This window comes from Gordonia sp. GN26 (assembly GCF_054823965.1).
Window position 1 is genome coordinate 55,000 of sequence record NZ_JSYC01000006.1, and the last position, 26,006, is coordinate 81,005.

The 26,006-nt window shown below is 68.0% G+C and carries 27 protein-coding genes, 3 tRNA genes and 1 pseudogene; 14 read left to right on the plus strand and 17 right to left on the minus strand.

From position 1 onward, the window contains the following. Nucleotides 1-78: 78 nt before the first annotated feature. The 3 genes from OK17_RS01255 to OK17_RS01265 all read right to left on the minus strand — a co-directional run bounded on the left by OK17_RS01255 (nucleotide 79) and on the right by OK17_RS01265 (nucleotide 1,486). Nucleotides 79-348, minus strand: coding sequence for a hypothetical protein (locus OK17_RS01255; protein WP_232717408.1), 270 nt, complete (start codon nucleotides 346-348; stop codon nucleotides 79-81). A gap of 120 nt (nucleotides 349-468) precedes the next feature. Further along, on the minus strand, nucleotides 469-933 hold the full coding sequence (locus OK17_RS01260; protein WP_232717409.1) for a nucleoside deaminase: 465 nt from the start codon (nucleotides 931-933) through the stop codon (nucleotides 469-471). A gap of 10 nt (nucleotides 934-943) precedes the next feature. Next, nucleotides 944-1,486, minus strand: coding sequence for a tRNA adenosine deaminase-associated protein (locus OK17_RS01265; protein WP_232717411.1), 543 nt, complete (start codon nucleotides 1,484-1,486; stop codon nucleotides 944-946). Nucleotides 1,487-1,564: 78 nt separating this feature from the next. On the opposite strand from OK17_RS01265, the gene OK17_RS01270 reads away from it, so the two are divergent. Then, the gene (locus OK17_RS01270; protein ID WP_232717413.1) at nucleotides 1,565-2,539 is read left to right on the plus strand and encodes a prephenate dehydrogenase; all 975 of its coding nucleotides are present in this window, start codon (nucleotides 1,565-1,567) and stop codon (nucleotides 2,537-2,539) included. Here OK17_RS01270 and OK17_RS01275 read toward each other — a convergent pair whose 3' ends face one another. Continuing rightward, entirely contained in the window at nucleotides 2,540-3,190 is a 651-nt protein-coding gene (locus OK17_RS01275) for a putative glycolipid-binding domain-containing protein (protein WP_232717415.1), read from the minus strand. A 61-nt stretch (nucleotides 3,191-3,251) separates the two neighbouring features. Then, complete coding sequence (locus OK17_RS01280) at nucleotides 3,252-3,998, minus strand: hypothetical protein (protein WP_232717416.1); 747 nt, start codon at nucleotides 3,996-3,998, stop codon at nucleotides 3,252-3,254. A gap of 464 nt (nucleotides 3,999-4,462) precedes the next feature. Here OK17_RS01280 and helR point away from each other — a divergent pair, with 464 nt between their 5' ends. Continuing rightward, nucleotides 4,463-6,643 carry an RNA polymerase recycling motor ATPase HelR gene (helR, locus tag OK17_RS01285; RefSeq protein WP_461416438.1) on the plus strand — a complete coding sequence of 727 codons (2,181 nt, stop codon included), beginning with the start codon at nucleotides 4,463-4,465 and terminating at the stop codon, nucleotides 6,641-6,643. 60 nt (nucleotides 6,644-6,703) lie between these two features. On the opposite strand, the gene OK17_RS01290 is transcribed toward helR, so the two are convergent. Both OK17_RS01290 and OK17_RS01295 read right to left on the minus strand, forming a co-directional pair. Beyond that, nucleotides 6,704-6,776, minus strand: a tRNA-Arg gene (locus OK17_RS01290). 36 nt (nucleotides 6,777-6,812) lie between these two features. Continuing rightward, nucleotides 6,813-6,904, minus strand: a tRNA-Ser gene (locus OK17_RS01295). A gap of 117 nt (nucleotides 6,905-7,021) precedes the next feature. Here OK17_RS01295 and hisC point away from each other — a divergent pair. Further along, entirely contained in the window at nucleotides 7,022-8,089 is a 1,068-nt protein-coding gene (hisC, locus tag OK17_RS01300) for a histidinol-phosphate transaminase (protein ID WP_461416439.1), read from the plus strand. Here the strand turns inward: hisC and OK17_RS01305 are convergent. Next, on the minus strand, nucleotides 8,086-9,078 hold the full coding sequence (locus OK17_RS01305; RefSeq protein ID WP_461416459.1) for an alpha/beta hydrolase: 993 nt from the start codon (nucleotides 9,076-9,078) through the stop codon (nucleotides 8,086-8,088). The genes hisC and OK17_RS01305 overlap by 4 nt on opposite strands. A gap of 204 nt (nucleotides 9,079-9,282) precedes the next feature. Between OK17_RS01305 and OK17_RS01310 the strand changes: the two genes are divergently transcribed. Next, entirely contained in the window at nucleotides 9,283-9,762 is a 480-nt protein-coding gene (locus OK17_RS01310; protein WP_461416440.1) for an acyl-CoA thioesterase, read from the plus strand. Here OK17_RS01310 and OK17_RS01315 read toward each other — a convergent pair. After that, complete coding sequence (locus OK17_RS01315; RefSeq protein WP_461416441.1) at nucleotides 9,736-10,971, minus strand: hypothetical protein; 1,236 nt, start codon at nucleotides 10,969-10,971, stop codon at nucleotides 9,736-9,738. The genes OK17_RS01310 and OK17_RS01315 overlap by 27 nt on opposite strands. A 147-nt stretch (nucleotides 10,972-11,118) precedes the next feature. Here OK17_RS01315 and OK17_RS01320 point away from each other — a divergent pair, with 147 nt between their 5' ends. The 4 genes from OK17_RS01320 (at nucleotide 11,119) to OK17_RS01335 (ending at nucleotide 15,037) form a co-directional block, all read left to right on the plus strand. Continuing rightward, nucleotides 11,119-12,213 (plus strand): magnesium transporter CorA family protein, encoded by a 1,095-nt coding sequence (locus tag OK17_RS01320; RefSeq protein WP_461416442.1) that lies wholly within the window; start codon nucleotides 11,119-11,121, stop codon nucleotides 12,211-12,213. A 7-nt stretch (nucleotides 12,214-12,220) separates the two neighbouring features. Next, nucleotides 12,221-13,135 (plus strand): ABC transporter ATP-binding protein, encoded by a 915-nt coding sequence (locus OK17_RS01325; protein WP_232717425.1) that lies wholly within the window; start codon nucleotides 12,221-12,223, stop codon nucleotides 13,133-13,135. Next, nucleotides 13,132-13,932: an ABC transporter permease subunit gene (locus tag OK17_RS01330; RefSeq protein ID WP_232717427.1), complete on the plus strand. Its 801-nt coding sequence runs from the start codon at nucleotides 13,132-13,134 to the stop codon at nucleotides 13,930-13,932. The genes OK17_RS01325 and OK17_RS01330 overlap by 4 nt, the downstream gene beginning before the upstream one ends. 121 nt (nucleotides 13,933-14,053) lie before the next feature. Continuing rightward, on the plus strand, nucleotides 14,054-15,037 hold the full coding sequence (locus OK17_RS01335) for an alpha/beta hydrolase (RefSeq protein WP_461416443.1): 984 nt from the start codon (nucleotides 14,054-14,056) through the stop codon (nucleotides 15,035-15,037). Nucleotide 15,038: 1 nt separating this feature from the next. Here OK17_RS01335 and OK17_RS01340 read toward each other — a convergent pair. Beyond that, nucleotides 15,039-15,712: pseudogene (locus tag OK17_RS01340) on the minus strand (winged helix-turn-helix transcriptional regulator). A gap of 164 nt (nucleotides 15,713-15,876) precedes the next feature. Between OK17_RS01340 and OK17_RS01345 the strand changes: the two are divergent. After that, on the plus strand, nucleotides 15,877-16,692 hold the full coding sequence (locus OK17_RS01345; protein WP_461416444.1) for a class I SAM-dependent methyltransferase: 816 nt from the start codon (nucleotides 15,877-15,879) through the stop codon (nucleotides 16,690-16,692). A gap of 15 nt (nucleotides 16,693-16,707) precedes the next feature. On the opposite strand, the gene OK17_RS01350 is transcribed toward OK17_RS01345, so the two are convergent. Both OK17_RS01350 and OK17_RS01355 read right to left on the minus strand, forming a co-directional pair. Beyond that, nucleotides 16,708-17,937, minus strand: a complete 1,230-nt coding sequence (locus tag OK17_RS01350; RefSeq protein WP_461416445.1) for a multidrug effflux MFS transporter — start codon at nucleotides 17,935-17,937, stop codon at nucleotides 16,708-16,710. Between the two features lie 13 nt (nucleotides 17,938-17,950). Further along, nucleotides 17,951-18,880 (minus strand): exodeoxyribonuclease III, encoded by a 930-nt coding sequence (locus tag OK17_RS01355; RefSeq protein ID WP_232717434.1) that lies wholly within the window; start codon nucleotides 18,878-18,880, stop codon nucleotides 17,951-17,953. A 207-nt stretch (nucleotides 18,881-19,087) separates the two neighbouring features. Here OK17_RS01355 and OK17_RS01360 point away from each other — a divergent pair, with 207 nt between their 5' ends. Next, entirely contained in the window at nucleotides 19,088-19,843 is a 756-nt protein-coding gene (locus tag OK17_RS01360; protein ID WP_461416446.1) for a dienelactone hydrolase family protein, read from the plus strand. Nucleotides 19,844-19,917: 74 nt separating this feature from the next. Further along, complete coding sequence (locus OK17_RS01365) at nucleotides 19,918-20,307, plus strand: hypothetical protein (RefSeq protein ID WP_461416447.1); 390 nt, start codon at nucleotides 19,918-19,920, stop codon at nucleotides 20,305-20,307. Here OK17_RS01365 and OK17_RS01370 read toward each other — a convergent pair. The 3 genes from OK17_RS01370 to OK17_RS01380 all read right to left on the minus strand — a co-directional run bounded on the left by OK17_RS01370 (nucleotide 20,275) and on the right by OK17_RS01380 (nucleotide 21,448). Continuing rightward, nucleotides 20,275-21,048: an SGNH/GDSL hydrolase family protein gene (locus tag OK17_RS01370; protein ID WP_461416448.1), complete on the minus strand. Its 774-nt coding sequence runs from the start codon at nucleotides 21,046-21,048 to the stop codon at nucleotides 20,275-20,277. The genes OK17_RS01365 and OK17_RS01370 overlap by 33 nt on opposite strands. A 74-nt stretch (nucleotides 21,049-21,122) precedes the next feature. Next, nucleotides 21,123-21,210 (minus strand) — tRNA-Ser (locus OK17_RS01375). Between the two features lie 88 nt (nucleotides 21,211-21,298). After that, nucleotides 21,299-21,448 carry a hypothetical protein gene (locus tag OK17_RS01380; RefSeq protein ID WP_162904420.1) on the minus strand — a complete coding sequence of 50 codons (150 nt, stop codon included), beginning with the start codon at nucleotides 21,446-21,448 and terminating at the stop codon, nucleotides 21,299-21,301. Between the two features lie 97 nt (nucleotides 21,449-21,545). Between OK17_RS01380 and OK17_RS01385 the strand changes: the two genes are divergently transcribed. After that, on the plus strand, nucleotides 21,546-22,514 hold the full coding sequence (locus OK17_RS01385; RefSeq protein WP_461416449.1) for an NAD(P)H-quinone oxidoreductase: 969 nt from the start codon (nucleotides 21,546-21,548) through the stop codon (nucleotides 22,512-22,514). A 152-nt stretch (nucleotides 22,515-22,666) separates the two neighbouring features. Here OK17_RS01385 and OK17_RS01390 read toward each other — a convergent pair whose 3' ends face one another. Next, on the minus strand, nucleotides 22,667-23,161 hold the full coding sequence (locus OK17_RS01390; protein ID WP_461416450.1) for a MarR family winged helix-turn-helix transcriptional regulator: 495 nt from the start codon (nucleotides 23,159-23,161) through the stop codon (nucleotides 22,667-22,669). A 74-nt stretch (nucleotides 23,162-23,235) separates the two neighbouring features. Then, nucleotides 23,236-24,432, minus strand: a complete 1,197-nt coding sequence (locus OK17_RS01395; RefSeq protein WP_461416451.1) for a cysteine desulfurase-like protein — start codon at nucleotides 24,430-24,432, stop codon at nucleotides 23,236-23,238. Between the two features lie 117 nt (nucleotides 24,433-24,549). On the opposite strand from OK17_RS01395, the gene OK17_RS01400 reads away from it, so the two are divergent. Both OK17_RS01400 and wzm read left to right on the plus strand, forming a co-directional pair. Beyond that, on the plus strand, nucleotides 24,550-25,107 hold the full coding sequence (locus tag OK17_RS01400; protein WP_232717444.1) for a bacterial proteasome activator family protein: 558 nt from the start codon (nucleotides 24,550-24,552) through the stop codon (nucleotides 25,105-25,107). A 27-nt stretch (nucleotides 25,108-25,134) separates the two neighbouring features. After that, on the plus strand, nucleotides 25,135-25,998 hold the full coding sequence (wzm, locus tag OK17_RS01405; RefSeq protein WP_232717446.1) for a galactan export ABC transporter permease subunit Wzm/RfbD: 864 nt from the start codon (nucleotides 25,135-25,137) through the stop codon (nucleotides 25,996-25,998). Nucleotides 25,999-26,006 lie beyond the last annotated feature (8 nt).

Sequence of the window (26,006 nt, forward strand, 5' to 3'; positions counted from 1 at the left end):
GTCGTCAGGAGCTGACTCCTGGTTTCCACGGTGCCACAGACGCTCACCGACCTGCAGAAATTGCAGGTCAGAGGGCGATCAGCGGTTGCCGAACTTCTGGGCGACCTCGGTGATCTTGTCCTTGGCCGTGGTCACGGCGTCCTGGACCTTCTCGTTCTCGGCGAGTTCGCTCAGCTTGTCCTTGGCGGTGCCGAGCGCATCCTGGACCTGCTTGCTCTCGACGAACTCGTCGATCTTGTCGCGGGCGGTGCCCAGTGCTTCCTGCACCTTGCCGCTCTCGGCCAGTTCGTTGATCTTGGACTTGGCGGTGTCGAAGGCTGCGGTGACCTTGTCGGCCGGGTCGGACATGGCTACTCCTCGAGATCTGATGGGACTACCTGTCCAATCTGCCAGAGCAGCACGACACCGACCATCGGTCGCGACCCTGATATCTCCCCGATCTTTTTGTGCCCGATTCGGCAGTCGGCCTCAGCGCTCGCGTTTGGCCGCGAAGAAGTCGACCATCAGCGCCCGGCACTCGTCCTCGAGGACGCCGCCCTTCACCTGGGGGCGATGTGTGAGGCGCGGGTCGCGTACGACGTCCCACAGGGATCCGACCGCGCCGGTCTTGGGCTCCCACGCCCCGAAGACGAGCGCGTCGACGCGGGAGAGCGTGATCGCGCCGGCGCACATCGTGCACGGCTCGACGGTCACCGCGATCGTGCACCCGGGGAGTCGCCAGCCGTCACCGAACGCCTGAGCGGCAGCACGGAGGGCGAGCACCTCGGCGTGTGCGGTCGGGTCACCGTCAGCTTCGCGGCGATTTGCCGCGCGCGCGAGCTCGACACCCTCGGGGTCAAAGACCACGGCACCGATCGGGACGTCGTCGGTTCCCGACAACGATGCGGCGTCGAGTGCCGCGCGGACCATGCTCTCCCAGGCGGGCGCGCTCATCGGGCGCCGGTCAGTGTCCGAGAGAGTCGAGAACCTTGCCCAGCTCGTCGGCGAAGCCGAGTCGGGCGGCGATCATGCCGAGCTGCTCGTCGGCGTAGAGGTCGGTGTCGCCGACGATGATGCTCATCACCGCGTCGGGCAGGCCCAGGTCGGCCAGGACGGCGAGGTCGCCTTCCTCCCACGGGTCGATGGTGTCGAGCTCGTCCGGGTCGATGTCCGGGACGTCGAGGTTCAGGGCGTCGAGGACGTCGGCCGCGACGTCGTAGTCGATCGCCGCGGTCGCATCGGAGAGCAGCATACGAGCGCCCGCCGGCGCGGGACGGATGACGATGAAGAACTCGTCGTCGACGTCGAGCAGGCCGAAGACCGCACCGGCGGAACGGAGCTCACGAAGTTGTCTTTCGGCGTCCTCGAGATCGGTGAGCGCCGACGGCTTGAGCGCAGAGACCTTCCATCCGCTCTCGTCACGGACCACCGCAACGGCGAAACCGTCGATGTCGTCGTCCACGTCTTGCGCGTTCGACCCCGACTTCCCAAATCCGGCACCGGCCATGGAGAAACCGTAGCCGCTATCACCGGCAGTCCCAAGTCCCGGGACGGGCATCGATCAAGGTATGGGAACGTTGTCAGCGTGACTGCTGACTCGTCGTCCTCGCGTTCTGCGCCCACGACGCCGGTGTGCGTGTTGGGTCTGGGTCTGATCGGTGGCTCGCTGCTGCGCGTCCTGCACGACGCCGGCCACGAAACGTTCGGCTACAACCGATCGTCGGCGACCGTCGACGCAGCGACCGCCGACGGTTACCAGGCGTCGACGGACCTCGTCGCCACCCTGCGCCGGGCGGCCGAGACGGATGCCGTTGTGGTGCTGGCGACGCCGGTCACGACGATCGAACCGATCGTCGCGGCCATCGCCGAACATGCGCCCGGCGCGTTGCTCACCGACGTCATCAGCGTCAAGCAGGAAGTCGAGAAGGTGATCGCCCGTGCGCATCCCGGTGCGCGCTACGTCGGCGGTCATCCGATGGCCGGGACGAGCCGATCCGGCTGGTCGGCGACCGATCCGACACTGTTCCGCGGAGCGATGTGGGCGGTCACCACGACCGACCACAGCAACGCCGACGACTGGCTGGCCGTCGCGTCGATCGCCCGGCTGGCGGGCTCGCAGGTGGTGCCGGTGGCGCCCGACGCCCATGATCGTGCCGTTGCCGCGATCTCGCACATGCCGCATCTCACGGCGGCCGCGACCGCCGCGGTCGGCGCCGGCGAGAGCGACCTCGCCCTGCGTCTGGCGGCCGGCAGTTTCCGCGACGGGACCCGAGTCGCCGGAACCGCCCCCGCGCTGCAGCGGGCGATGATCGAGGCCAACGGCGTCGCCGTCCTGAACGTGCTCAGCGAGACCATCGACCGGCTGATCGCCGCGCGCGACGAGCTGCGCGACCACGGGACCACGGAGATCCTGATCGACGACGGGCATCGCGCACGCGTCGCATACGAACGACTGCACGAGGGCGAGCCGGAACCGATCAGCGGGGTGACCATCGGCGAGCCGGGCTGGCAGGAGGAACTCCGCCGCCAGGCCCACCAGGGCCGGGTCTGGGTGGGTTAGTCAGACCCTGCGGGCGAGTCCCGGGTAGTCGGCGACGAAACCGTTCTCGTCGAGGGTGATCGTGGTGGTCGCGAGCGGCGACACGAGGTCGATGCCGGTCGCGGTGGCGGTGTAGGACATCGTCGCCGCCTTGACCTCGCCGCTCGGCAGGTACATGTACACGACCGGGACGTCGACGGCCCCGTCTGCCGCGGTCAGCGCCTTGCGGCGCAGCGGGAGCGCGTTGAACATCGGCGACAGGGCGAGGTCGACGTCCTCGGCACCGTCGAAGTCCGACTGGATGATCTCGCCGTCGGGACGCCGGATGAGCCAAGTGCCCTCGTTGTCGCGGGTGATGCCGAATTGGGTCTCCCCCGCTTCGCAGATGAGGTGCACGGTGAGGCGTTTGGTGACGCCGGACTCCGTGGTCTGCAACTCGTACGACGCCGAGAAGGCCTCGTGGTCGTCGGTCTCGGCGGCGATGATCCGGCCGTAGGCCTTCACGCGCGAGCCGGAGACCACCAGGCGCACCTGTTCGAGCCGATCGGTGTCCTCACCACGCCACGTCAGCACTGTCTTGAACTCGTCCGTGGAGGCGGAGGACTGCCCACTGTCGGGGGCTGTCTGCGGGGAACTCACACGACTACGGTAGCGAGCCGACGGGCCGATCACACATCGGACGTGCTGGTCACTCCATCAGGTGGACGACCACGGAGACGCCCGTCACGGCCGGTCAGGCAATACAGGAGGCGGTGCGGCGGGCCGACGACGCCGTCACGGTGTCCTCGACGACCACCTCACCGTCGACAGTGATCGAACACTTGGCACCGCTCCCCGTCCCGGCGATCACGAGCAGGCGCAACGGATTGTCGCCGCCGGTGAACTCGACACTCCACGGATTCGACGGCGCGAACTCCGACCGCAGGCCCATCGAGTCGACGTAGAGGATGGTCGCCTGACCGTCGATGGCGACCTCGTAGGTCACCGGCTTGTCCTGCGGGTTGACGCGCTGGTCGGGTCCGCCGGGCGCCGACCGGCCGGGCCCCTCGGGGGTCAACCGCGGCGGTTCGAACGTGCGCGGAAGCGGGACCGTGTCGATCGTGGTGGGCGGGTCGGCGAGCGGCGGCTCGGTGGGCTCGTTCCGGAACATGCCGCTGAACCCGACTATCGCCACTGCGACCAGCACGACGAGTCCGAGGCAGACGATGAGCGACGTGGTGGACACCTTCGGGATGCGGGCCTCGTCGTCCGCCCCGGGTGCCGACTCGGCGGCGGCGCGGGCCTGTTCGCGCTCGGCCTGCTCGGCGATCCGGAGTTCGGTGTTCGTCGGCTGGCCGGGGGTGAACAGGGCGGTGCCGTCCGGGGCGTAACCGAGCGGCGGATACAGCTGCGGCGACACGGGTGTCTGCGTGTACGGGTCGTCGCCACGATCCCGCGGGTCGCGGGCGTCGCGGTTCGGCCCGCTGTACGGCTGTCCCATCGTCGGCCTCCGGTCGAAGTGTCGTCTGTCTTCGACCTTACGGCGGGTCGTGGTTCCGGTGACCCCGCGCGGTCCGGAAAAACAGGTCACGCGAGGCTCAGCACATAGCAAACCGGTTGACCGGATCAGATCGAAGGCGGCACTTGAGGCTTGGTGTCACTGCGGAATCCACGTCGACCGACGCCGCGCTGCCGCCCCTACCCCCATACCCGGGGGCGGCAGCCCCCTGACAGGCCCCACCGAAATCGTTCAACGAGTGAACTGATGACACCTTCACACATCTGGAAACACCGTGCAACAGATACGGTCGGCGCGTCTGAATCCAGAACGCACCAGGTGTCCGAATGTTCTTCCCTCTTCACCATAAGCGCTGGACGGGGCCTTGCCGCAAGACCCCCTGCAGGGTGCAGAATCGCCTTCCCACCTGCCGGAAGTCCCATCCACATCGCATCATCGGAGCCTCTTTGTCCGTGCCGTCCACGCCGCTCGCCCCTGAACCCAGCACCGCCTTCGACCTCCCGCCCAGACTGTCCGCCAAAGCCGACCCCGCTCTCATCGCCGACGACGAGCGCCACTTCGCCACGATCGCCACGAGTCTCGCCGAGAGCATCGCCGACGCGACCGGCCGGATCGAGGCGCTCCGCCGGTCCGAGGGCGGCGGCGGTCGCCGGGCCCTCGACCGTGATCTCGAGATCCACGAAACCCTCTCCCGCGTACGCGCCCTGCAGCGTTTCAGCCTCGAGGCGTGTCTGGGTCGCATCGTCGGCACCGACGGTGAGGTGCTCTACATCGGCCGACTCGGCCTGACGGACTCCACCGGCGAGACCCTGCTCGTCGACTGGCGCACACCGGTGGCGGCACCGTTCTTCGCCGCCACCCTGCGCGATCCCGCGGGGCTCGTCAGTCGACGCCGCTACCGGTGGACGCGCGGTCGCATCACCGACTACTGGGATGAGGTCTTCGTCGACGACCCCGCGGTCCTCGACCGTCACGCCGCACTCGACGACCAATCGGCATTCATCGCCGACCTCGGTGCAGTCCGTACACCGCGGATGCGGGACGTGCTGGGCACGATCGCCGCCGACCAGGACGCGATCATCCGCGCCGGTTCGCACGGTGCGCTGGTCGTCGACGGCGGCCCCGGGACGGGCAAGACGGTGGTGGCCCTGCATCGGGCGGCCTATCTCGTCTACGCCGACCCTCGACTGGCCGGCAACCGCGGCGGGCTCCTCGTCGTCGGTCCGCACCGCCCGTACCTCGCCTACGTCGCCGATGTGCTGCCGAGCCTCGGCGAGGAGAGCGTGCAGACATGCACCCTGTCCGACCTCGTCGTCGAAGGCGATTCGGCGACAAGCGAATCCGACGAACGCGTGACACAGCTGAAGTCGTCGGCGCGGATGGTCACGGCCGTCGAGCCGGCGGTCTCCTTCTACGAACAACCACCCACGACGCCGCTCGTCGTCGAAACCCCCTGGGCCGAGGTCACTCTCACGGCAGCGGACTGGGCCGAGGCCTTCGACATACCCGAGCCGGGAACGCCGCACAACGACGGCCGCGACGAGGTGTGGGAGGAACTCGTCTCCATCATCGCCGCCAAGCACGACGACGAGGTCCCCTTCCACGCACTGCGGCGGGCACTGGCCGCCGACCGGGACCTGATGTCGACGTTCAATCGCGCGTGGCCGGTTCTGCAGCCGGCGGACCTCGTCGGCGATCTGTGGTCGGTGCCCGCCTACCTGCGCCGGTGCGCACCGTGGCTGTCGCCGGACGAGGTGCGCGCCCTGCAGCGCGACGTCCCCGACGCCTGGACCGACGCCGACCTCCCGCTGCTCGACGCCGCGCGTCGCCGGGTCGGGGACCCCGAAGCCGCGCTGCGCAGACGTCGGAGGCGTGCGACCGTCGAGACCGAGCACGCGCGGATGAGCCAGGTGGTCGACGATCTCATCGCCGCGCAGGTGCACGACGACGGCGAGGGTCTGATGACGATGCTCCGCGGCGAGGACCTGCGCAACGCACTCGACGACGGCGTCCTCGCCGACAGCGACACCCCGGACCGGCTGGCCGGCCCGTTCGCGCACATCGTCGTCGACGAGGCACAGGAGCTGACCGACGCGCAGTGGCAGATGCTCCTGAGCCGTTGCCCGTCGAGGAGCTTCACGGTGGTCGGCGACCGCGCCCAGGCCCGCCACGGGTTCACCGAGTCGTGGTCGGATCGGTTGCGGCGGGTCGGGTTCGACGACGTCGCCCAGTCGGGTCTGACCATCAACTACCGGACGCCCGAGGAGATCATGACCGCCGCGGAACCGGTCATCCGCGCCGCGCTGCCCGACGCCAACGTCCCGACCTCGGTGCGCCGCACCGGCCTGCCCGTGCGGTACGGACGCCGATCCGAGCTCACGGAGGTCGTCGACCGCTGGCTGACCGAACACGACGACGGCACGGTCTGCTTGATCGGCGACCCAGGATACGCCGGGAACGAGCGGGTCCGGTCGCTGACCCCGACCCTCGCCAAGGGACTCGAGTTCGATCTCGTGGTGCTCGTCGATCCGGAGTCGTTCGGCGAGGGCATCGAAGGGGCCGTGGACCGGTATGTGGCGATGACACGGGCGACGACTGAATTGGTGGTGCTCACCACAGACGCGTAGATCACCTCGGTCGTGAACGAAGAAACCCGCCACCGGTCACCGGTGGCGGGTTTCTCTCTGTGCGCCCGTAGGGATTCGAACCCCAAACCTTCTGATCCGTAGTCAGATGCTCTATCCGTTGAGCTACGGGCGCGTGTTATTCAGTTGTACCGCCGTCGGCCGACTGCGGTGGCGGAGGCGAGAGGATTTGAACCTCCGGTCCCGTTTTAGCGAGACAACTCATTAGCAGTGAGTCCCATTCGGCCGCTCTGGCACGCCTCCTTGGCGGAGTCCTTTCGAACTGCCGGACGAAAGATTACACACCCGCCGCGTCCACAAGCAAACCGTTTGGTCAGAGCCGGTTTTTGCCCCTCTGACGGGTCGGCCTACATTGGTCTGGTGAGCCTGCGAATCCGCCCCGATCTCGACACCCTTCCCGTCTACGTTCCGGGCAAGACGTTTCCCGGGGCCGTGAAGCTCGCGAGCAACGAGGTCACCGAGGGTCCGCTCCCGAGCGTCGTCGACGCCATCGCCGCAGCCGCGGCCGGAGTCAACCGCTACCCCGACAACGGGATCGTCGAACTCACCGCGGCGCTCGCCAAGAAACTCGGCGTCACCGAGGACGAGGTCCAGGTGGGCTGCGGATCGGTCATCCTCTGCCAGAACCTGATCAACATCACCAGCGGCCCCGGCGACGAGGTGGTCTTCGGCTGGCGTTCGTTCGAGACCTATCCGCTGGCCACGCGGGTCGCGGAGGCGACGCCGGTACAGGTGCCGCTCACCGGCGACCTGACTCACGACCTCGACGCGATGGCCGCCGCCGTCACCGACCGGACCCGGCTCCTCTTCGTGTGCAACCCGAACAACCCGACCGGCACCGTCGTCGAGGCAGCCGACCTCCGCGCCTTCCTGCAGAAGGTGCCGTCGGACATCCTCGTCGTGCTCGACGAGGCGTACTTCGAGTACCTGCGCCTGCCGGAGAGCCAGGCCTACGACGCGCTCGAACTGCGTCGCGAATTCCCGAATCTCGTGATTCTGCGCACCTTCTCCAAGGCGTACGGCCTCGCCGGTCTGCGCGTCGGTTATGCGATCGCCGACCCCGAGGTGATCACCGCACTCGGCAAGGTCCATGTGCCGTTCTCGGTGAGCAGCGTCGCCCAGGCGGCCGCGCTCGCGAGCCTCGAGGCCGCGGACGAGCTCGTCGCCCGGACCGACGCCGTGGTCGCCGAACGCGCCCGCATGACCGAGCGGCTGCGGGCGGCCGGCTACCGGGTGCCCGACTCACAGGCCAACTTCGTCTGGCTCGATCTGGGCGACGCGGCGATGGAGTTCGCGCGTGCCGGCGTCGACGCCGGTGTGGTGATCCGCCCGTTCGACGGTGACGGTGTGCGCGTGACGGTCACCAACGCCGTCGAAGGTGACGTCTTCTTGGCGTTCGCCGAGAACTGGGGCGGACCCCGCGCCTAGAGACCGCGCGCGATGGTCGGCCACGCGACCTCGAGGTCGCGCTCCCAGTAACCCCAGGTGTGGGTACCGATGAGCCGGAAGCCGTCGGTGTACGGGATGCGTGCGGCGCGCAGGGTGACCGCGAACTCGAGGGAGCAGCGGTAGGCGCCCAGTTCGAGCGCGGACGACGAAGCCGTCACGACGTCGCGGGTGCCCTCTTCGGGGTCGATCCGGCGCTGCAGGTCCAGGGGACCGATGGCCCCGGACCCGGCGGAGAGGAAGATGTTCTTCCCGCGGAGTTTGTCCAGATGGTGAGTCGGGTCGTGAGCGCGCCATCCGGCCGAGCCGAACGGTCCCCACATGTTGGTCGCGTCGCCGCCGTCACGGCCGACCGTCGAGCGCACATACGCCTCGTTGAACGGCCCCGACACCGGCGGACAGCCGCTGAGCGACGCGACGCCGGTGTACATCGCCGGGTTCCGGACGGTGAGCGCGAACGCCGCCTGCCCGCCCATCGACAGACCGATGATCGCGTTGCGCCCGTTGCCGTTGAACCGCTCGTCGACGAGCGGGGGCAGCTCCTTGGTCAGGAACGTCTCCCATATCGGCTTGCCGAGCTTCGCGTCCTTGCGCTTCCAGTCGGTGTAGAAGGTGCCCGACGCTCCGGCAGGGAGCACCACGTTGACGTTCTTGTCGGCGAAGAACCGGCCGGCACGGCCCTTGGTGATCCAGTCGCTGACGTCCTTGTAGTTGCCGGCACCGTCGAGCATGTACACCGTCGATCGCGGACCCGTTGCGCCTGGCGGGGTGAGGACGGAGACGCGGATGCGGTCCTTCATGGCCGGGGAGTACACCCAGACATCGGTGCGCTGCGCACTCAGCTTCACGGTCTTCGCGATACGCGCGACCGGTTTCGGCTCGGTCGTGCGCGGTGCCGCCTGGGCCACCACGGGGGTCAGCGCAGCCGCCAACACCAGACTGGCGAGACCCGCGATCAAACGCCTCGATATCACGTCAAACTCCCTACCCGGCAGAACCCCGACCGCACCGGAAGTCACCGTTCGCCATACAACTGCTCCGCGCCGAACATTCCGGACACGTGGCGGACATCTAGACTGTCAGACTACCTGCCGGTCGGCACGGCGAGACGTGCCGAAAGTGGCCGATCCGATACCAAGGGCCACACATTCTTTGTCCCCGAGCGAAAGTCGACGATGAACGCAGCGAAGACCGATGTCGAGGACGGCGGGCTCGCCGACGACGGATACGCGTTCGTCGCCGAGGTCGGGGTCCGGTGGTCGGACATGGACGCATTCGGGCACATCAACCACGCGCGCATGGTCACCCTCATGGAAGAGGCGCGCATCGCATGGCTCCTCAGCGCCGGTGAGGAGTACGCCCCGCTGATCACCAGCGCGATGATCGTCCACGTCGACATCCGGTACCAGGCCCAACTCCGACACGACGACTCGCCACTGCGAATCGGCATGTGGATCAAGAACTTCCGCTCGGTCGACTTCACCATCGGCTACGAGATCCGGGGTGCGCACGCCGACCCGGCGAGCCGCCCGGCCTGCGTGGCGAGCACCCAGATGGCCGTCGTCGACGTGGAGAAACACACGCTACGACGCCTCAGCCCCGGCGAGAAGGACTATCTCAAGGCCTGGTCACGACGGCTCGTAACGGGCCGGTAGCTCCCGCGGTACAGCCGGCGAGATCCGGGCGATGTTGCCCTGCAACACATCCCGGTAGATCCGAAGCTGCTCCTCACCGCTGCGCACCTGCTCGCTGAGACGCTTGGCGTTGTCGACCGAGATCTCCCGGTCACCCGACCGCGCAACCAGCGCGTCGATGCGGTCATCCAGGGTCATCGCCTTGTTGTACTCGGCAAGCACCTGGAGTTCGACGGCCGCCGACTCGACGACGTGCGCGACCTCGCCGAGGGCCTGGACGCGATTGATGAGTTCACTCCACACCGGGCGGAGCGTCGTCTCCCGCTGGTCTATCTGGGCCGCGAAGGTGCGATCGAATCCGCCGTTGCGCTTCGCGCGGTCGAGGTCGATGCGCACCGCACGGAGGGCGATCACGTCGGCGGCGATCTCGGCCAGCTCGGCATGCAGGTTGACCTGTGTGCGCTGCACCTCGAAGTGATCCGAACGCCACGCGGGATTGCCGACGATGCGGTCGTAGTAGTGGCCCGCGATGAACAGCAGGGTCTCGTAGCCGTCGACGAAGGTCGCCGACCGCGGGGCGCCCGCCTGCGCGGCGTCGCGACCGTTGGTCAGTAGCTGATCGGCCCACTGCCCGGCCTGCGGGTTGCCCGACTTCGCGGCAACCTGCCCGACGACGCCGGCGATGCGGTCGATGGCCGCGGTGCCCGCGCGCCGAACATAGCCCGAGGAGTTGACGTTGGGGGTCGGCGTGCACAGCAGGCCGGAGAACAGCCGCTCGCGTTCTTCGATCTCGAGGTAAATGTTCTCGCGGCGCTCGCGGCGGATCGCTCGCGTTCCCGACGCGAGGACGCCCTTGGCGGTGACGATGTGCTTGCGTGCGTCGTCGCGGCGCCGCTGGAGACCGTTGAGCCGGTTGCGCATGACCGCGCCGACGACACTGGGCACTACCGGGTTGGACAGCTGGTGTTCGAGCTGGACGATCGCGCGCTGCAGGCGGCGCAGGTCACCGAAACCGGCGGGGACCGTCGGCATCGGGCGGCCGGTGGAGATCCGCCGCACCACGATCGCGCGGCCCCCGGGAGTCAGGTAACCGGCTGCGACGAGCAGCGCGGCGGTGTCGGACAGTTCGCGGCGCTCACCCGGCAGGGCCGACCGGTCGCACCACTCCCGGATCTGCTCACTGCTGCGCGCAGGCATCCGCCCCTGCCCTCTCGAGCCGTTCTCGACCATGCCACTGCCGCCTTACCTGGGAGAATCGGTGCGCCCCCGTTTCCGCAAACACCGGTTCCGATGCTACCCGCGGTTTCCGACACGCCTGGGTGACCGTGATCTCCTCACCTGGGCTCCCGCGGGTGGCCGGGCTGTCACGATGTGGGCATGACCGATTCCGCCGAGGCCGGTACCGGACAACACGCGAACGAGCGGGTACGCGGCCAGCTGTGGCGCGGCGGCGAAGCCGTGGACGGCTTCGACATCGACGCGATCTCGGACTGTCTCGATGCCGACGATCCCGACACCCTCATCTGGGCGGACCTCGAGTGCCCCACCCACGAGACCCTGTCGAGGGTCGCTGCCGAACTCGACCTCGACCCTTTCGCGGTGGAGGACACCGTGGCGGCAGCCGAACGCGTGAAGACGGTGATGTACTCCGGCCACACGTTCGTCATGGTCTACGCGATCGCCCTGCACGACGGCGACGCCGGTCCCGAGGCCGACGACGCCGCGGAGAAGCAGCCGACGACGAACTTCGGGCCGTCGGCGAACGGTCGCGCCCGGATGTTCGACCTCCACCGGATCTCGATCTTCATCAAACGGAACGTCCTGATCACCGTGCGCCCGACGCCGGACTTCGACATGGACGAGGTGGTCCGCCGCTGGGCGGAGAGCGGCGCGACGCAACACGGCATGGGCGCGCTCGTCCACGGCCTGCTCGACGTCGTCGTCGACGGGCATTTCGACGCGGTGCAGCGCCTCGACGACGAGATCGAGGACCTCGAGGCACTGCTCTTCGACGAGCGCGTCCCGGGCCGGGAGCTGCAGCGACGCACCTACGATCTACGCAAGGACCTCGTCGTGCTGCGTCGGGTGGTCCTGCCGATGCGTGAGGTGATCGCCGGCATCCAGCGGCGCCGTCTCGAGAACCACGCGCCGCCCGAACTCGATCCCCACTTCTCCGATCTCTACGACCACGCCCTGCGCGCGACCGAGTGGACGGAATCGTTGCGGGACATGATCACCACCGTTTTCGAGACGAGTCTGACGCTCGCCGACGCACGACTGAACACCGTGATGAAGAAGCTGACCGCCTGGGCCGCGATCATCGCGGTACCGACCGCGATCACCGGCTTCTACGGACAGAACGTGCCGTTCCCGGGGTATCTCGCCAACTCCGGTTTCATCATGAGCATCTGTTTGATAGTTGTTGTCGTGCTGGGTCTTTACCTCTCCTTCCGACGCCGCGATTGGTTGTGACACGACGTTGAACTCCCCCGCCATCACGATCGATGGGCTGACGAAGCGCTTCGGCGCGGTCACCGCGGTCGACGATCTGTCCTTCACGGTCGCGCCGGGGCGCGTGACCGGTTTCCTCGGCCCGAACGGTTCGGGCAAGACCACCACACTGCGCATGCTGCTGGGGCTCGTCGAGCCGACGGCAGGACGCGCACTCATCGGCGACCGCCCGTACCGCCAGATCCGTCGGCCCGCACGAGAGGTCGGGGCGGCTCTGGAGGCGTCGAGCTTTCACCCGGGCCGCACGGGGCTCGGCCACCTGACGGCGCTCGCACCACAGGTCGGTGTCTCGACGGCACGGTGCAAAGAGGTCCTCGACTACGTCGGGCTGACCGCGGCCGCGGATCGCCGCGTCGGCGGTTACTCGATGGGCATGCGCCAGCGCCTGGGTCTGGCGACCGCGCTCCTCGGTGATCCGCGCGTCATCATCCTCGATGAGCCGGCGAACGGCCTCGATCCGCAGGGCATCGTGTGGTTGCGCGGGCTGCTGCGGTCGCTGGCCCGCGAGGGCCGGACGGTGCTGTTGTCGAGTCATGTTCTCGCCGAGGTGCGTAGCACCGTCGACGACGTGGTGGTCATCGGGAACGGTCGGCTGATCCGCGCGTCGACGCTGGCCGACTTCGAGGGCCTGGCCGTTCACGCGGTCGGGGTCCGCACCCCGAGCCCCGCGTCGTTCGTGGCACTGGCGCGCGAGCGCAACTGGCAGATCGAGGACGCCCCCGGAGGTTTCCGCGTCCACGGCGTCGACACCGCCACCGTCGGCTCCGCGGCCTTCGGTGCCGGTATCGAGTTGCACGAGCTCTCCGACGCCGGAGCCGATCTCGAGACCGTGTTCCTGCAACTGACCGGTTCGGCCACGCCGTCGATGGGAGCTGTGCGATGAGGGCGGCGCTGGTCGCGGAGTACCGCAAGTTCGTCTCCACTCGCATGTGGTGGGTGCTGCTCGTCGCGATGGTCGGGTATCTGGCCTTCATCGGTGCGGTGCTCGCCTTCTCACTGAACTCCGAGAGCGCGATGAACCAGCCGGTGCTGCTCTCCGGCGGCGACCTCGCCCGTTCGATCTACGCGCTGACCTCACCGATCGGTTACGTCTTCGCGCTCGTCATCGGCAGTCTGGCGATGACGGGCGAGTTCCGCCACAAGACCATCACCGCCAGCCTCCTGGTGGAGCCACGACGCGGAGTCCTGTTGCTGGCGAAGCTGATCGCGGGCATCCCGATCGGCGCGCTGTACGGCATCCTCGGCACACTGGCGGTCGTGGCCACGGCAGCCCCGCTCCTCGCCCTGGTCGGCGACGGCGCGTACCTCGGCGACGCGTCGACCATCGAGGTCATCGTCCTGTCGATGCTCGTGATGGTGTTGTGGACGGCGCTTGGCGTCGCCTTCGGCGCGGTGGTCTCCAATCAGGTGGCCGCAATCGTCATCCTGCTGGCGTTCACCCAGCTCGTCGAACCGATCGCCCGACTCGCCCTGGCAGCGTTCGACGCCACCGCGTCGGTGTCGAAGTTCCTGCCCGGCTCCGCGGCCGACGCCCTGGTCGGCACGAGTTTCTACGCCAGCATGGGTGAAGGTGCCGGCGATCTGCTCCCGCAGTGGGCCGGCGCTCTCGTGATGCTCGCCTACATCGCCGTGTTCGCGGTGATCGGCCGGTACACGACGCTGCGGCGCGACATCGCCTAGGGGTGTGGCCGCGGCGGGCGCATTCACCACCTGTCGTTGCGATCCGATCACAACATCTGCCCCTTGCGTCACATCTGCCCCATACTCGACGGATTGGCCGACCGACGACAGGGGCTGCCGCATGCGACGACACCGCACGCTGACCGGAGCACTGGCCGTGGTCGGGGCGTCGCTTCTCGCACTGACACTCAGCCCGGGAGTCCCGTCCGCCGTCGCCGACGACGACACCGCCCGCATCGTCTCGACCACCGCCTTCGACGGCCGTGAGCGACTGAAGATCTGGTCGCCGTCGATGGGCCGCGAGATCACCGTCGACGTCCAGCATGCGGCCGGGGACGCCAAACGACCCACGCTGTACATGCTCGACGGCGCCGAAGCGCACGACGAGGAGTCCGGCTGGTACGCGATGACGGACCTGCAGCAGCTGGCCGCCGGCGAGAAGCTCAACGTCGTGACACCGGTCGGCGATCCGCACAGCTATTACACCGACTGGCGCGCAGTCGATCCCGGCGTCGGCAAGAAGTACATGTACGAGACGTTCCTGACCGAGGAGCTGCCCCCGCTGATCGACGGGGAATTCGGCGGCAACGGTCGCAACGCCATCGCCGGGGCGTCGATGGGCGGGGTCGCGGCCCTCACACTCGCCACACGCCGCCCGGCGCTCTACAGCGGGGTGGCCGGTTACAGCGACTGCGCCAACATCTCAAGCCCCCAGAACCAGCTGCTCACCCGGTGGGACGTGAGCCGCGGCGGCGGTAACGCGGACAACATGTGGGGCCCGATGGGCGACCCTGAGTGGAGCGCCCACGATCCCTACGTCAACGCGGAGAAGCTGCGCGGCAAGACCATCTATATGTCGTCGGGCAACGGTCTACCCGGGAAGTACAACAACCTGCTCGCCGACCCGATCGACGAGACCCTCCAGGGCATGATCGGCGAGTTCGGCAGCTGGACCTGCACCGGGCAGATGAGCAATCGCCTGAAGCGCCTCGGCATCCCGTACACCTCCAACCTGCGACCCAGCGGCACCCACAAGTGGGGCTACTGGAAGGACGAGCTGGCTGTCTCCTGGCCGATCCTGATGCGGTCGGTCGGACTGCGCTGATTCACGCGGGACGCGGGATGGCCGCCGAGAGGCCCTGCCCGATCCATGACGGGATCTCGCGGGCGACGTCGGCGAGCGCGTGGATGTCGACACGGCTCTCGGTGAGCGCACAGCGCCAGTCGGTGTCTCCGCGCCAGATCTCGGTGAGAGTCCGCAGGTCCGTTTCGACCGTTGCGTCCACCTCGTACCCCGGGTCGAAGTCGCATACCTGGGCGTCGCCGGCCGACACGACCAGCCACCAGGATCGCGACTTGCCGATCACATCGCGAAACACGAACTGCACCATGGTCCTTCGACGCGGCCAGCGGTCGATCGGAATGGTCCGTCGCATGTCCCACATCAGCAGGTGAGGATCGAGGTCGGCGTCGCCGAGCTCACCGACCCAGCGAATTCCCACTCGCTCAGCGCATCCACCACCGGCATGAGTTCTTGCCCCATGGCCGTCAGGGTGTACACCGAACGACCACCGACCTCCGATCTGCGGACCACCCCGGCGCGTTCCAGACTGCGTAATCGCTTGGTCAGGAGCGCCGGTGACATCTTCGGCACCCCGCGTCGAAGTTCGTTGAAATGCCTACTCCCCAGAAGCATTTCGCGAATTATCAGAATCGTCCAGCGTTCGTCGAGCAACTCCATCGCCTTCGCAACGGGGCAGAACTGTCCGTACGACGTCATCGCAATCCTCCCTCACGTCGTCGACTCCAAGTACACACCCACCGCACCCCGTTGACCAGTACAGAATGTGAACCGGCTCCGGTACAGATGTTGGTCTGGAGAGAAGTGGCCGGGACGGCAGAAGCTCGAGATGTCCGAAGACACCACGAGCACGAGGATTCACCATGACCACGATCCACCCCACCCCGTTCGACGCCGAGATCAAGGCCAAGCACCGCAAGCTGTGGGCGGCGGGCGACTATCCCGCCGTCGCCGATCTGATCGCGCCTCTGGGCAGGCGTCTCGTCGACGCGCTGCACATCCAGACCGGAGAGAAGGTCCTCGACGTCGCGGCCGGTGCCGGCAACGTCGCGGTGCCCGCGGCCCGAGCCGGCGGTCACGTCGTCGCCACGGATCTCACGCCCGAGCTGCTGGAGACCGGCGAGGCCCGACACAAGGATCTCGGCATCACCTGGCGCACCGCCGATGCCGAGGACCTCCCGTTCGACGACGACGCCTTCGACATCGCGACCTCCTGCGTGGGCGTCATGTTCGCGCCGAACCACCAGAAGTGCGCCGATGAACTCGCCCGCGTCGTCCGCCCCGGCGGACGGATCGGCCTGATCAACTGGACGCCAACCGGTTTCATCGGCGAGTTGTTCGGCGACATGAAGCCATATGCACCGCCACCGCCTCCCGGTGCACAACCCGGTCCGCTCTGGGGCAGCACCGACCACGTGCGATCCCTGTTCGACGGCCGCGTGACCGATCACCGGTTCACCACCACGACCGTGACGATCGACGCATTCCCCGACGGCGCCGCCTTCCGCGAGTTCTTCAAGGCGCACTACGGCCCGACGATCGTGACCTTCCGAAACATCGCCGACGACCCGGCCCGCGTCGCCGAACTCGACACCGCCATCGCCGAGCTCGCCGACCGGTACATCACCGACCGACACATGGAGTGGGAGTACCTGCAGGCGGTGCTCACCGTCGTCTGAACCCCGCGGCTCGGGTCACACGCTCGCGAACGCCGCCTCGGATTCCGGGTTACGGACGACGTACCGCCGGGCGATCGTGAAGCAGACGGCCGCGAGGATCGACGATGCGATCATGATGCAGGCCATCGGGACCGCGGTGTCGTCACCGGCGAGGCCGCCGAGCGGGGACAGCGCCCCGCCGACGAGGAACATGATCCCGCCGAGCAGGGCACTGCCGGCGCCGGCGGCGTCGTGGGTGTGTTCCATCGCAAGAGCGGCCGCATTGCCGAAGATGAAGCCGATCGCCGTGGCGAGCACGAACAGCGGGACGACGAGCAGGACCGGCACCGGCGACACCGCCGCGCCGAGCACCCCGAATGCGGCGAGGATCAGTACGGGCAGGCTGCACTTGATGGTCGTCGCGGGATGGATGTGCCGCCGCGCCAACCTCGACGAGATCAGTCCGCCACCCATCATTCCGAGAGCGTTGGCCGCAAAGGCGCAGCCGTACACCAACTCCGACGTCCCGATGACGTTCTGGTAGACGAACGACGAACTGGAGATGTACGCCATCAGTGCCCCGAACGCGAAGGCCTGCGTCAGCACATAGGCCATGAATGCCGGGCGCCTCAACCGACCGAGCAGGTCCCCGAACCGGAGCCGCGGTGCACGACTCTCCTGCGGCAGGGTTTCCGGCACCGAGGTGACCGCGCCGATCAACTGCAGCACTGCGGTCGCCAGGATCACCGCGAGGACGCCGCGCCACGGGACATGCCCCGCCAGAACACCTCCCACGAGCGGTGCGACGACCGGCGCGAGACTCTGGATGCTCATCATCAGCGTCATCGACCGCGCACCGGCGAAGCCGCGGAGGAGGTCGGCGATCACCGCGCGGGCGATCACCATTCCCGATGCCGCCGCGAGCGCCTGCACGAATCGGGCGCCGATCAGCACCTCGATGTTCGGTGCCGCGACCACCACCACACCGGCGATGACCGCACCGGCCGAGCCGATGACGAGCGGGAGTCGCCGACCGAACCGGTCCGAGATCGGTCCCCAGATGACCTGGCCCACGCCCACACCGATCAGGAACGCGGTCAGCGTCAGCTGCACATGCGTGGCGTCTGTGTGCAACGCGTTCTGGACCTCGATGAACGACGGCAGGTACAGGTCGGTCGCGATCGGTGCGGTCGCCGACAGGAGCGCCAGGGTGAACAGCAGGCGCGCGCCCAGTCCGTCGCGGGTGGTCGGTGCAGAGCTCGTCACCGGCGGGAGATTATCAGCCGAGCTGAGGACCTGCGGGGGCCAGACCGCCCGAGGACGCCGGCTGCACGTCGTCGACCTCGGCGTACTCCACGACCAGAGGCGCATGGTCGGAGAGCCGCATCTCGGGTGCGGCTTCCTTGTCGACCTCGACCCACCGCGCCCGACGTGCGAGCCCGGGCGTCGCGAGATGGTGGTCGATGCGCCAGCCGACGTCCTTGACGAAGGACTCCCCTGCCCAGCTCCACCAGGTCAGCGGCCCCGGACGGTCGCCGTGGAGGGCGCGTACCACGTCGACGAGGCGGCGCGGTCCGGTGATCTGCCCGAACCATTCCCGTTCCTCGGGCAGAAAGCCTTCCATCTTGCGCGCCGCACGCCAGTTGGTGACGTCGTGTTCGAGATGGGCGACGTTGAGGTCGCCGAGCAGCAGGAACTCCCGCCCCGCACGTCGTGCCTCGAGCCGGTTGCGCTGCAGCTCACGGGCGAACGCCCCCAGGAACCGTTGCTTGCGTGCATGTTTGGCGCCGCCGTCGGGCTTCTCCCGCATCGACCCCGGACGCTGCAGCTCCGCGGGCAGACCACCCTTGGGTAGATAGATGTTGGCGACGGTGAGCGGCCGGTCCGCCAGGTCGACCTCGACGTACCGTCCTTCGAGCGCGAAGGCGTTCAGGCCGCGTGCTTTCGGGGGATGCGTCAGCCAGGTACGCACCGCGGCGGGTGCGCTGCGGGTCAGGATCGCGACGCCGTTCCGGCCTGGGATGGTGCCGACGTCGACGGCAGCGGTGTAGCCGGCGAACTCTCCGACGTCGTCGATTCCGCACCGCAACTCCTGCAGACCCACCACATCGGGATTGCGCTGCGCCAGCCAATCGTCGAAACCGCGTCGACGCGCCGCCCGAATCCCGTTGACGTTGAACGACGCAACGGTGAATCCGTCGATACTCATGGAACACCTCTCACTCGCGTTCAAGTTAGTGGCACGCGCGGGCCGACACCAACCACGGGTGCGCGGGGTTATGCTGACCGGAGACTGTGCCGAGGACGAGGAGGTGGTACCCGTGAACGATTCGACGTGGGTGCTCCTCGCAGGGGTCACGGTCGGGCGATAGGTCGTCCGGGAGCGCCGCAGACGAGCACTCCCAAGGACAAAACCATGCCATTCTCCCCCGCACATTTCACCACCGAACGACGCCTCGACGACGGCGTCCTCGAACGCGGCTTCGCCATCGACGGCATCCCCGGCACGCTGTGGACGCCTCCCACGACACCTGCTCCACTCATCCTCGCCGGCCACCCGGGCGGGCTGCAGAGTATGCACCCTCGACTCGAGGCCAGGGCGCGCAGCGCCGCGACCAGTGGATTCGCGACCGCCACGATCGAACTTCCCGGCAGCGGTAACCGGGACCCGCTACCCGACGTCGATCACGCCCGCACCGAACTCCGCGCTGCACTGGCGGCCGGACGACCGGTCACCGAGGACATCATCGACCGGCTCGTGCTCCCGCTCGTCGACAGGGCGGTGCCGGAGCTGCAGGCGACCATCGACGCGCTGCTCACTCTCCCCGACGTCGACGGCCCGGTCGGTTACTCGGGTGGTGTGACCGCGATCGGCGTACGCCTCACCCTGGTCGAGCCGCGTATCGCCGCCCTCGGACTCTTCGCCGGCAGCTACCTACCGCGCGCCACACTGCAGGAGGCCCGCAAGGTCGACGTCCCGGTGCACGTCCTGATGCAGTGGGACGATGCCTGGAACGACCGTCAACGAGCCCTCGAACTGTTCGATGCCCTCGGCTCACAGGAGAAGACCCTGCAGGCGAACATGGGCGGGCACACCGGGGTTCCGCCGCACGCGGGTGAGGATGCCGGCCGCTTCTTCGCTCGGCATCTGAGAGTTACACTGCCGCAGTGACGGTGGTTCTCCCGGGGCACTGTTCAGGGGAAACCCGGATGCGGACACGCCGCCCTGACACCTACCGTCGAGCGGTGTCCACTCGAGAGCCACTCCTGACCGTCTTCATCCGTCCCGCTGACGAACGACGCGTCATCGAGTCAGTGGCAGAACGGTTTCCACAGGTCCCGCCCATCGCTTTCGCCGACGCCGACGACGAACCCTCCCTACGTGAGCAGTGGACGCACGAACATCCAGGGGTCGAGCCGGGCGACCGGCGCTACCGGCACGTCGTCGCCGACACCACCGTCATGGGCCCCACCCGCCTCACCGAGATGGTCGTCGACGTGATCTCACCGCACGCACGGACAGAGGCCGCGCAGACGCCGCCGTTCGCGGCGACACCGGACGAGTTCCCCTGGACCGCCCACACCGAATTGTGGTCCGGGAGATCAGAGTTCGCGGACGACGATCGGGGTCAGTGACGGCCGCTTGGGCTCGCGACCGTCGCCGAGAGAGACCCCACGGAGTTTGCGGATGAGCCACGGCGTGAAGAACTCGACCGCCCACCGGGTGTCGCGAACGAGGGCCGCCACCGGATGCGGAACCGGCGCAGGTGGCAGCGGATTGCCCCAGTCGTCGGTGGCGTCGGGCAGGCCGAGGGCGTGCGCTGCGGCGTCGGCGAACCGCTCGTGTCCGAACGGCGAGGCGTGCAGGCGGTCCGACGACCACGACCGTGGGTCCGTCAGCACCGGTGCCGCATGGAGATCGACGAGAAGGAAGCCGTAGGTCGCGGCGAACTCGCGATTCATCTCGTTCAGCTCCAGCAACCGGTGTTCTTTGCGAGCGGCGAACGGGATGGTGCGGACGATGTTCGGGAAGGTCGAGACGATAACCGTCGCATCCGAATCCGCGAGTCGCCGATAGATCGTGTCCAGGTCGGCGCGGACCTGGGCGAGGTCGGAGCGGCCGATCACGTCGTTCATACCGAGCGGCGCGGCGATGAGATCGGGTTCGAGGGCGAGCGCCGACTCCAGTTGATCCTCGAGCACCTGCCGCGTCCGCTTCCCGCGGATGGCCAGATTGGCGTACTGCAGATCCGGATTCAGCGCCGCCATCCGCTCGGCCAGGCGGTCGGCCCAGCCGCGGAATTCATACTCCGGGTGCGGGTCTCCCAGACCCTCTGTCTGACTGTCGCCGATGGCGATGAACCGCGAGAACTGCACGGCGAAGATCTTAGGACGCCGCAGGTCGTGTCGTGCCTCACGTACACATTCGCGAGGGCCCGACACGACGATCCTGGCGGAAGCGGAGGGATTTGAACCCCCGGTGGTTTTACCCACGCTCGCTTTCAAGGCGAGTGCATTCGGCCGCTCTGCCACGCTTCCCTGACCAGCAAGAGTACGTGAAACACGGACATCGGCCGTCACCACCCCATCGCGTCGGCACTCATCCGGTCAACGGCACCGCGCCCGGTCAGTCCTCCTCGGCTTCGCGCTCCCGCCGCGCCGCCTCGATCACCTCGGGTGGAGCCGGCTTCCGCAGCCAGGCCTGCATCCGCAGCAGCCCGCCGGCGACGGTGCAGATGGCAACCACGGTGATGATGATCCAGAACGCAGTGGACATGGGCCCATTGTCCGCCTACCGACGTCGAGGCGACACCGGTTCGACCCGGCCGCCGACCCGGCACCGGCCCGACCGTCGGTGTGGAACCATCGACAGGGTGAAAGCCATCGTCGTCGAATCCGAGAACCTGTCCGTGCAGGACGTGCCCGACCCGACGCCGGCTGCCGGCGAAGTGGTGATCGACGTGGTCGCTGCCGGGGTCAACCGCGCCGACATCCTCCAGCGGGCCGGTAACTATCCGCCGCCGCCCGGTGCTTCGGAGACGCTCGGCCTCGAGGTGTCCGGGCGGATCTCCGCGCTCGGTGACCAGGTGTCGGGCTGGGCGGTGGGCGACGAGGTGTGCGCCCTGCTGGCCGGTGGGGGTTATGCCGAGAAGGTCGCCGTCCCCGCCGAGCAGGTGATGCAGGTTCCGCGCGGGGTCGACCTGGTGTCGGCGGCGGCGCTGCCCGAGGTCGCGTGCACCGTGTCGTCGAACGTCTTCGACACCGCGGGACTGACCACCGGCGAACTCCTCCTCATCCACGGCGGGTCCAGTGGCATCGGCACCCACGCGACGCAGCTCGCGCATGCGATGGGTGCCCGGGTCGCGGTCACCGCCCGCACCCAGGCCAAGCTGGACCGTTGCCGCGAGTACGGCGCCGAGATCCTGATCGACTACACGCGTGACGATTTCGCCGCGATCCTGAAGGAGAACGGCGGCGCCGACGTCATCCTCGACATCATCGGCGCCAAGTACCTGACATCGAACATCAAGGCCCTGAGCACCGACGGCCGTCTGGTCATCATCGGTATGCAGGGCGGCACGAAAGCCGAACTCCCCATCGGCCTGCTGCTCGCCAAGCGGCTGTCGGTGATGGGTACGACGCTGCGTGCGCGTCCCGTCCACGGACCCGGCGGCAAGGCCGAGGTGGTCGCCGCGACGGTCGGCCGCACCTGGCCGCTGATCGAATCCGGCAAGGTCGTGCCGGTCGTCGACCGCACCTTCCCGCTCGCCGACGCCGCCGCCGCGCACGACCACCTCAACAGCGGCGACGCGATCGGAAAGGTCTTGCTGACGATCGACTGAGCGGGCCCTTCGCGGCTTGTCGCCTTGACCCTCACCTCGGAGCCCGACCGCCGAACCTCAACTCGACCGGCAGACGTCGATCGAAGTCTGCCGGTCGGGTTGACGTCGACCGGTGGTTGGGTGGGCGAAGGGGGCTGACGGTCAACGAGCCCTCAGGGGGCGGCAGGTTGCTCGGCGGCGTCAACCGCCTCCCGGATCTTGCGGAATGCGGTGCCGAGGCAGGCGAACTCGTCGGGGCTCATCGCGTCGACGACGAACCTGCGGATGACGCGGTCGCGGAGCGAGACGTGGGTGGCGAGCGTTCGGTGGCCTTGTTCGGTGAGGCGGACGAGTCGGTGCCGCCCGTCCGCTTTGGACTCGAGGCGTTCGACGTCGCCGACGTCGCTGAGCCGCGCGATCATGCGCGACACCGTGCTCACCCGCATGTGCACGGTGTCGGCGACCTCGCTGACCCCCAGCTTCGGCGATTGTGAGATCGCCTCGAGGATGCGCAGGTCGGACAACGCCATTCCGCGCTTCACGAACTCGTCGTTGACGCATGCGAAGAGGGCCCACCCGCCGTCGACGAGATTGAGCCAGCTCTCGGCCTCCGCTGAGGTGAGCGACCGTGGAGGACCTGATGCTGGATCTTCCTGTTTTCCCGACACAGGTTGCCAACATACACGGTGGTTAATTTTGTGCGCGCGATAGTGAATTACGTGCAGAAACGCTGCAGACGGGCCTAGGCGAGCGAACCGAGGGTCCGTACCAGGTGGTCGACCTCGTACGGCGTCGAATAGGGCGCGAGGCCCACGGTGACGGCACCGCCGAAGTCGGGGGCGCCCATCCGGACCAGCGCTCGGTTGGGCACGTCGGCGAGCGCGCACACGCCGTTGTCGGCGAGCCTGCGGACCACCTTGTCGGCGCTGACTCCGTCGACGGTGAAGCTCACCAGCGGCACCCGGTTCTCCTCGGTGCCGACCACGTTGACGTGGTTGAGCTGGGTCAGCGTCGTCACCAGGTAATAGGTGAGACGCTGCAGGTACTCGTAGACACCGTCGAGTGACGTGACCAGACGCCGACGGCGTTTGCCGATGCCGTCCTCGTCCAGCCCGGCGATGTGCTCGACGGAGGCCACCACTCCGGCAAGCATCGACCCCGGGTGTGGTTCCGGCTCGAGTCGTGCCGGGCCCTTGGCGGCCGGATCCATCGACATCAGCCGCAGACGGTCGATGACCTGGGGCTCGCGGAACACCATCGCCGACATGCGCGGACCGCCCCAGCGTTCGGCGGAGACCACGAGGACGTCGGCCCCGAGTTCGTGGATGTCGAGCGACAGGTAGGGCGCGGCATTGGTGGCGTCGACGACGAACAGTGCGCCCGCCTCGCGGACCAGCGGGGTGATCTCGCTGATGTCGGTGATGGCGCCGGTCGTCGACGAGGCGAGGGTCACCGCGACGACCTCGGTCTCGGGGGTGATGAGGTCACCGAACTGCCATGCGGGCAGCGCGCCGCTCTCGACGTCGACCTCGGCCCACCGGATACGGCCGGCATATCGTTCGGCCGCGCGGACCCACGGGACGATGTTCGGCTCGTCGTCCTGCCGGGTCACCACCACGTCGCCGCGCAGAAAGGCGTGCGGGGAGAGCGCCTCGGCGAGGCAGGCCAGCAGCGAGTAGCGCGAGGGACCGAGGACCACTCCAGCGGCGTCGCCGCCCACGAGATCGGCAATCGCGCGTCGAGCGCTGTCGGTGACGTCCGCGGAAGCACGGGCCGACGGGTACACGCCACCGGGGGCCGCCGCGAGATGACGGAAGCTGGTGGTCACCGCCGTGGCGACCGAATCGGGGACCTGCATGCCCGCTTGCGGGTCGAGGTGAATCCAGCCGTCGCCGAGCGATGGAATCAATCCACGCACATAGGCGACGTCGAAAGCCATGGCACGAGGATAGACGCCTCTGCTCCCGCCGTTCACCGCCTCCGGTCGGCGCCGGCACGCGAACGATCTGCGCGCCCGACGAGGTCTCGGTCGGCGCGACTGGGCACAATGGGAACCATGGCAATCGATGGCACTCCAGGACCCGGTTCGATGCCCGGCAGCCCCTTCGGCGCGGGCGACTCCGACAACGTGATCGTGGTGGGCGCCGGCGCCGACGGTTCGAAGGCCGACGACGAGTCGTCGGAGTCGACGAGCGTCGCCGACATGGTCGAACAGCCCGCGAAGGTCATGCGCATCGGCACGATGATCAAGCAGCTCCTCGAGGAGGTGCGTGCCGCACCTCTCGACGAGGCGTCGCGTAACCGGCTGCGCGAGATCCACGAGTCGTCGATCCGCGAACTCGAAGAGGGTCTCGCCCCCGAGCTGCGCGAAGAACTCGAGCGGCTGGCACTGCCGTTCTCCGACGAGCAGACGCCGTCCGATGCCGAGCTCCGCATCGCGCAGGCCCAGCTCGTCGGCTGGCTGGAAGGCCTCTTCCACGGCATCCAGACGGCGCTGTTCGCCCAGCAGATGGCGGCCCGCGCACAGCTCGAACAGATGCGTCAGGGCGCGCTGCCCCCGGGCATGCCCGGAGCCGGCGGCGGTCCGGGGCACAGCACCGGCCAGTACCTCTGACTCCCGGCGCGGGTACGCTGACTCCTCGTGTCAGCGGTAGTAGACGACGACGCGATACCCGCGCGTCCCGAGAGTTCTGAGTCACGCACCTTCGCGCGTGCGGTCAAGGACCTCCGCGACGGTCTCGCCAGCCGCGAGCTGTGGTTCCACCTGGGTTGGCAGGACATCAGGCAGCGGTATCGCCGGTCGGTCCTGGGTCCACTGTGGATCACCATCGCCACCGGCGTCACCGCGACCGCGATGGGCCTGCTGTACGGCGAGCTGTTCGGCATGGACATCAAGGTGTTCCTGCCCTACGTCGCGTTGGGCTTCATCTTCTGGAACTTCATCCAGACCTCGATCCTCGACGGCGCGGAGGTGTTCGCGAAGAACGAGGGCCTGATCAAACAGCTCCCGGCCCCGGTCAGCGTGCACGTCTACCGGGTCGTCTGGCGGTCGCTGATCATCTTCGCCCACAACGTGGTGATCATCGTGATCATCTTCGCGATCTTCACACCACCGCTGAACTGGACGGTTCTGCTCGTCGTCCCGGCGATCGGCCTGTACGTACTGAACGCGGTCTGGGTGACGATCGTCTTCGGCATCCTGTCGACCCGCTTCCGCGACATCGGCCAGCTCCTGACCACCGCGGTACAGCTGGTGTTCTTCATGACGCCGATCATCTGGACGACGTCGAGCCTGAGCAGCGCGACCGGCGAGACCTCGTCGCGGCTGAAGCTGGTCGAGCTGAACCCGATGTTCCACTACCTCGAGATCGCGCGCGGACCGCTGCTCGGCGAGCCGGTGGAGTTCTACCACTGGGCCGTCGTCCTCGGATGCACCGCCGTCGGCTGGGTTCTGGGCATGCTGGTGATGCGCAACTACCGCGCCCGCGTGGCGTACTGGGTGTAGGGACGAGA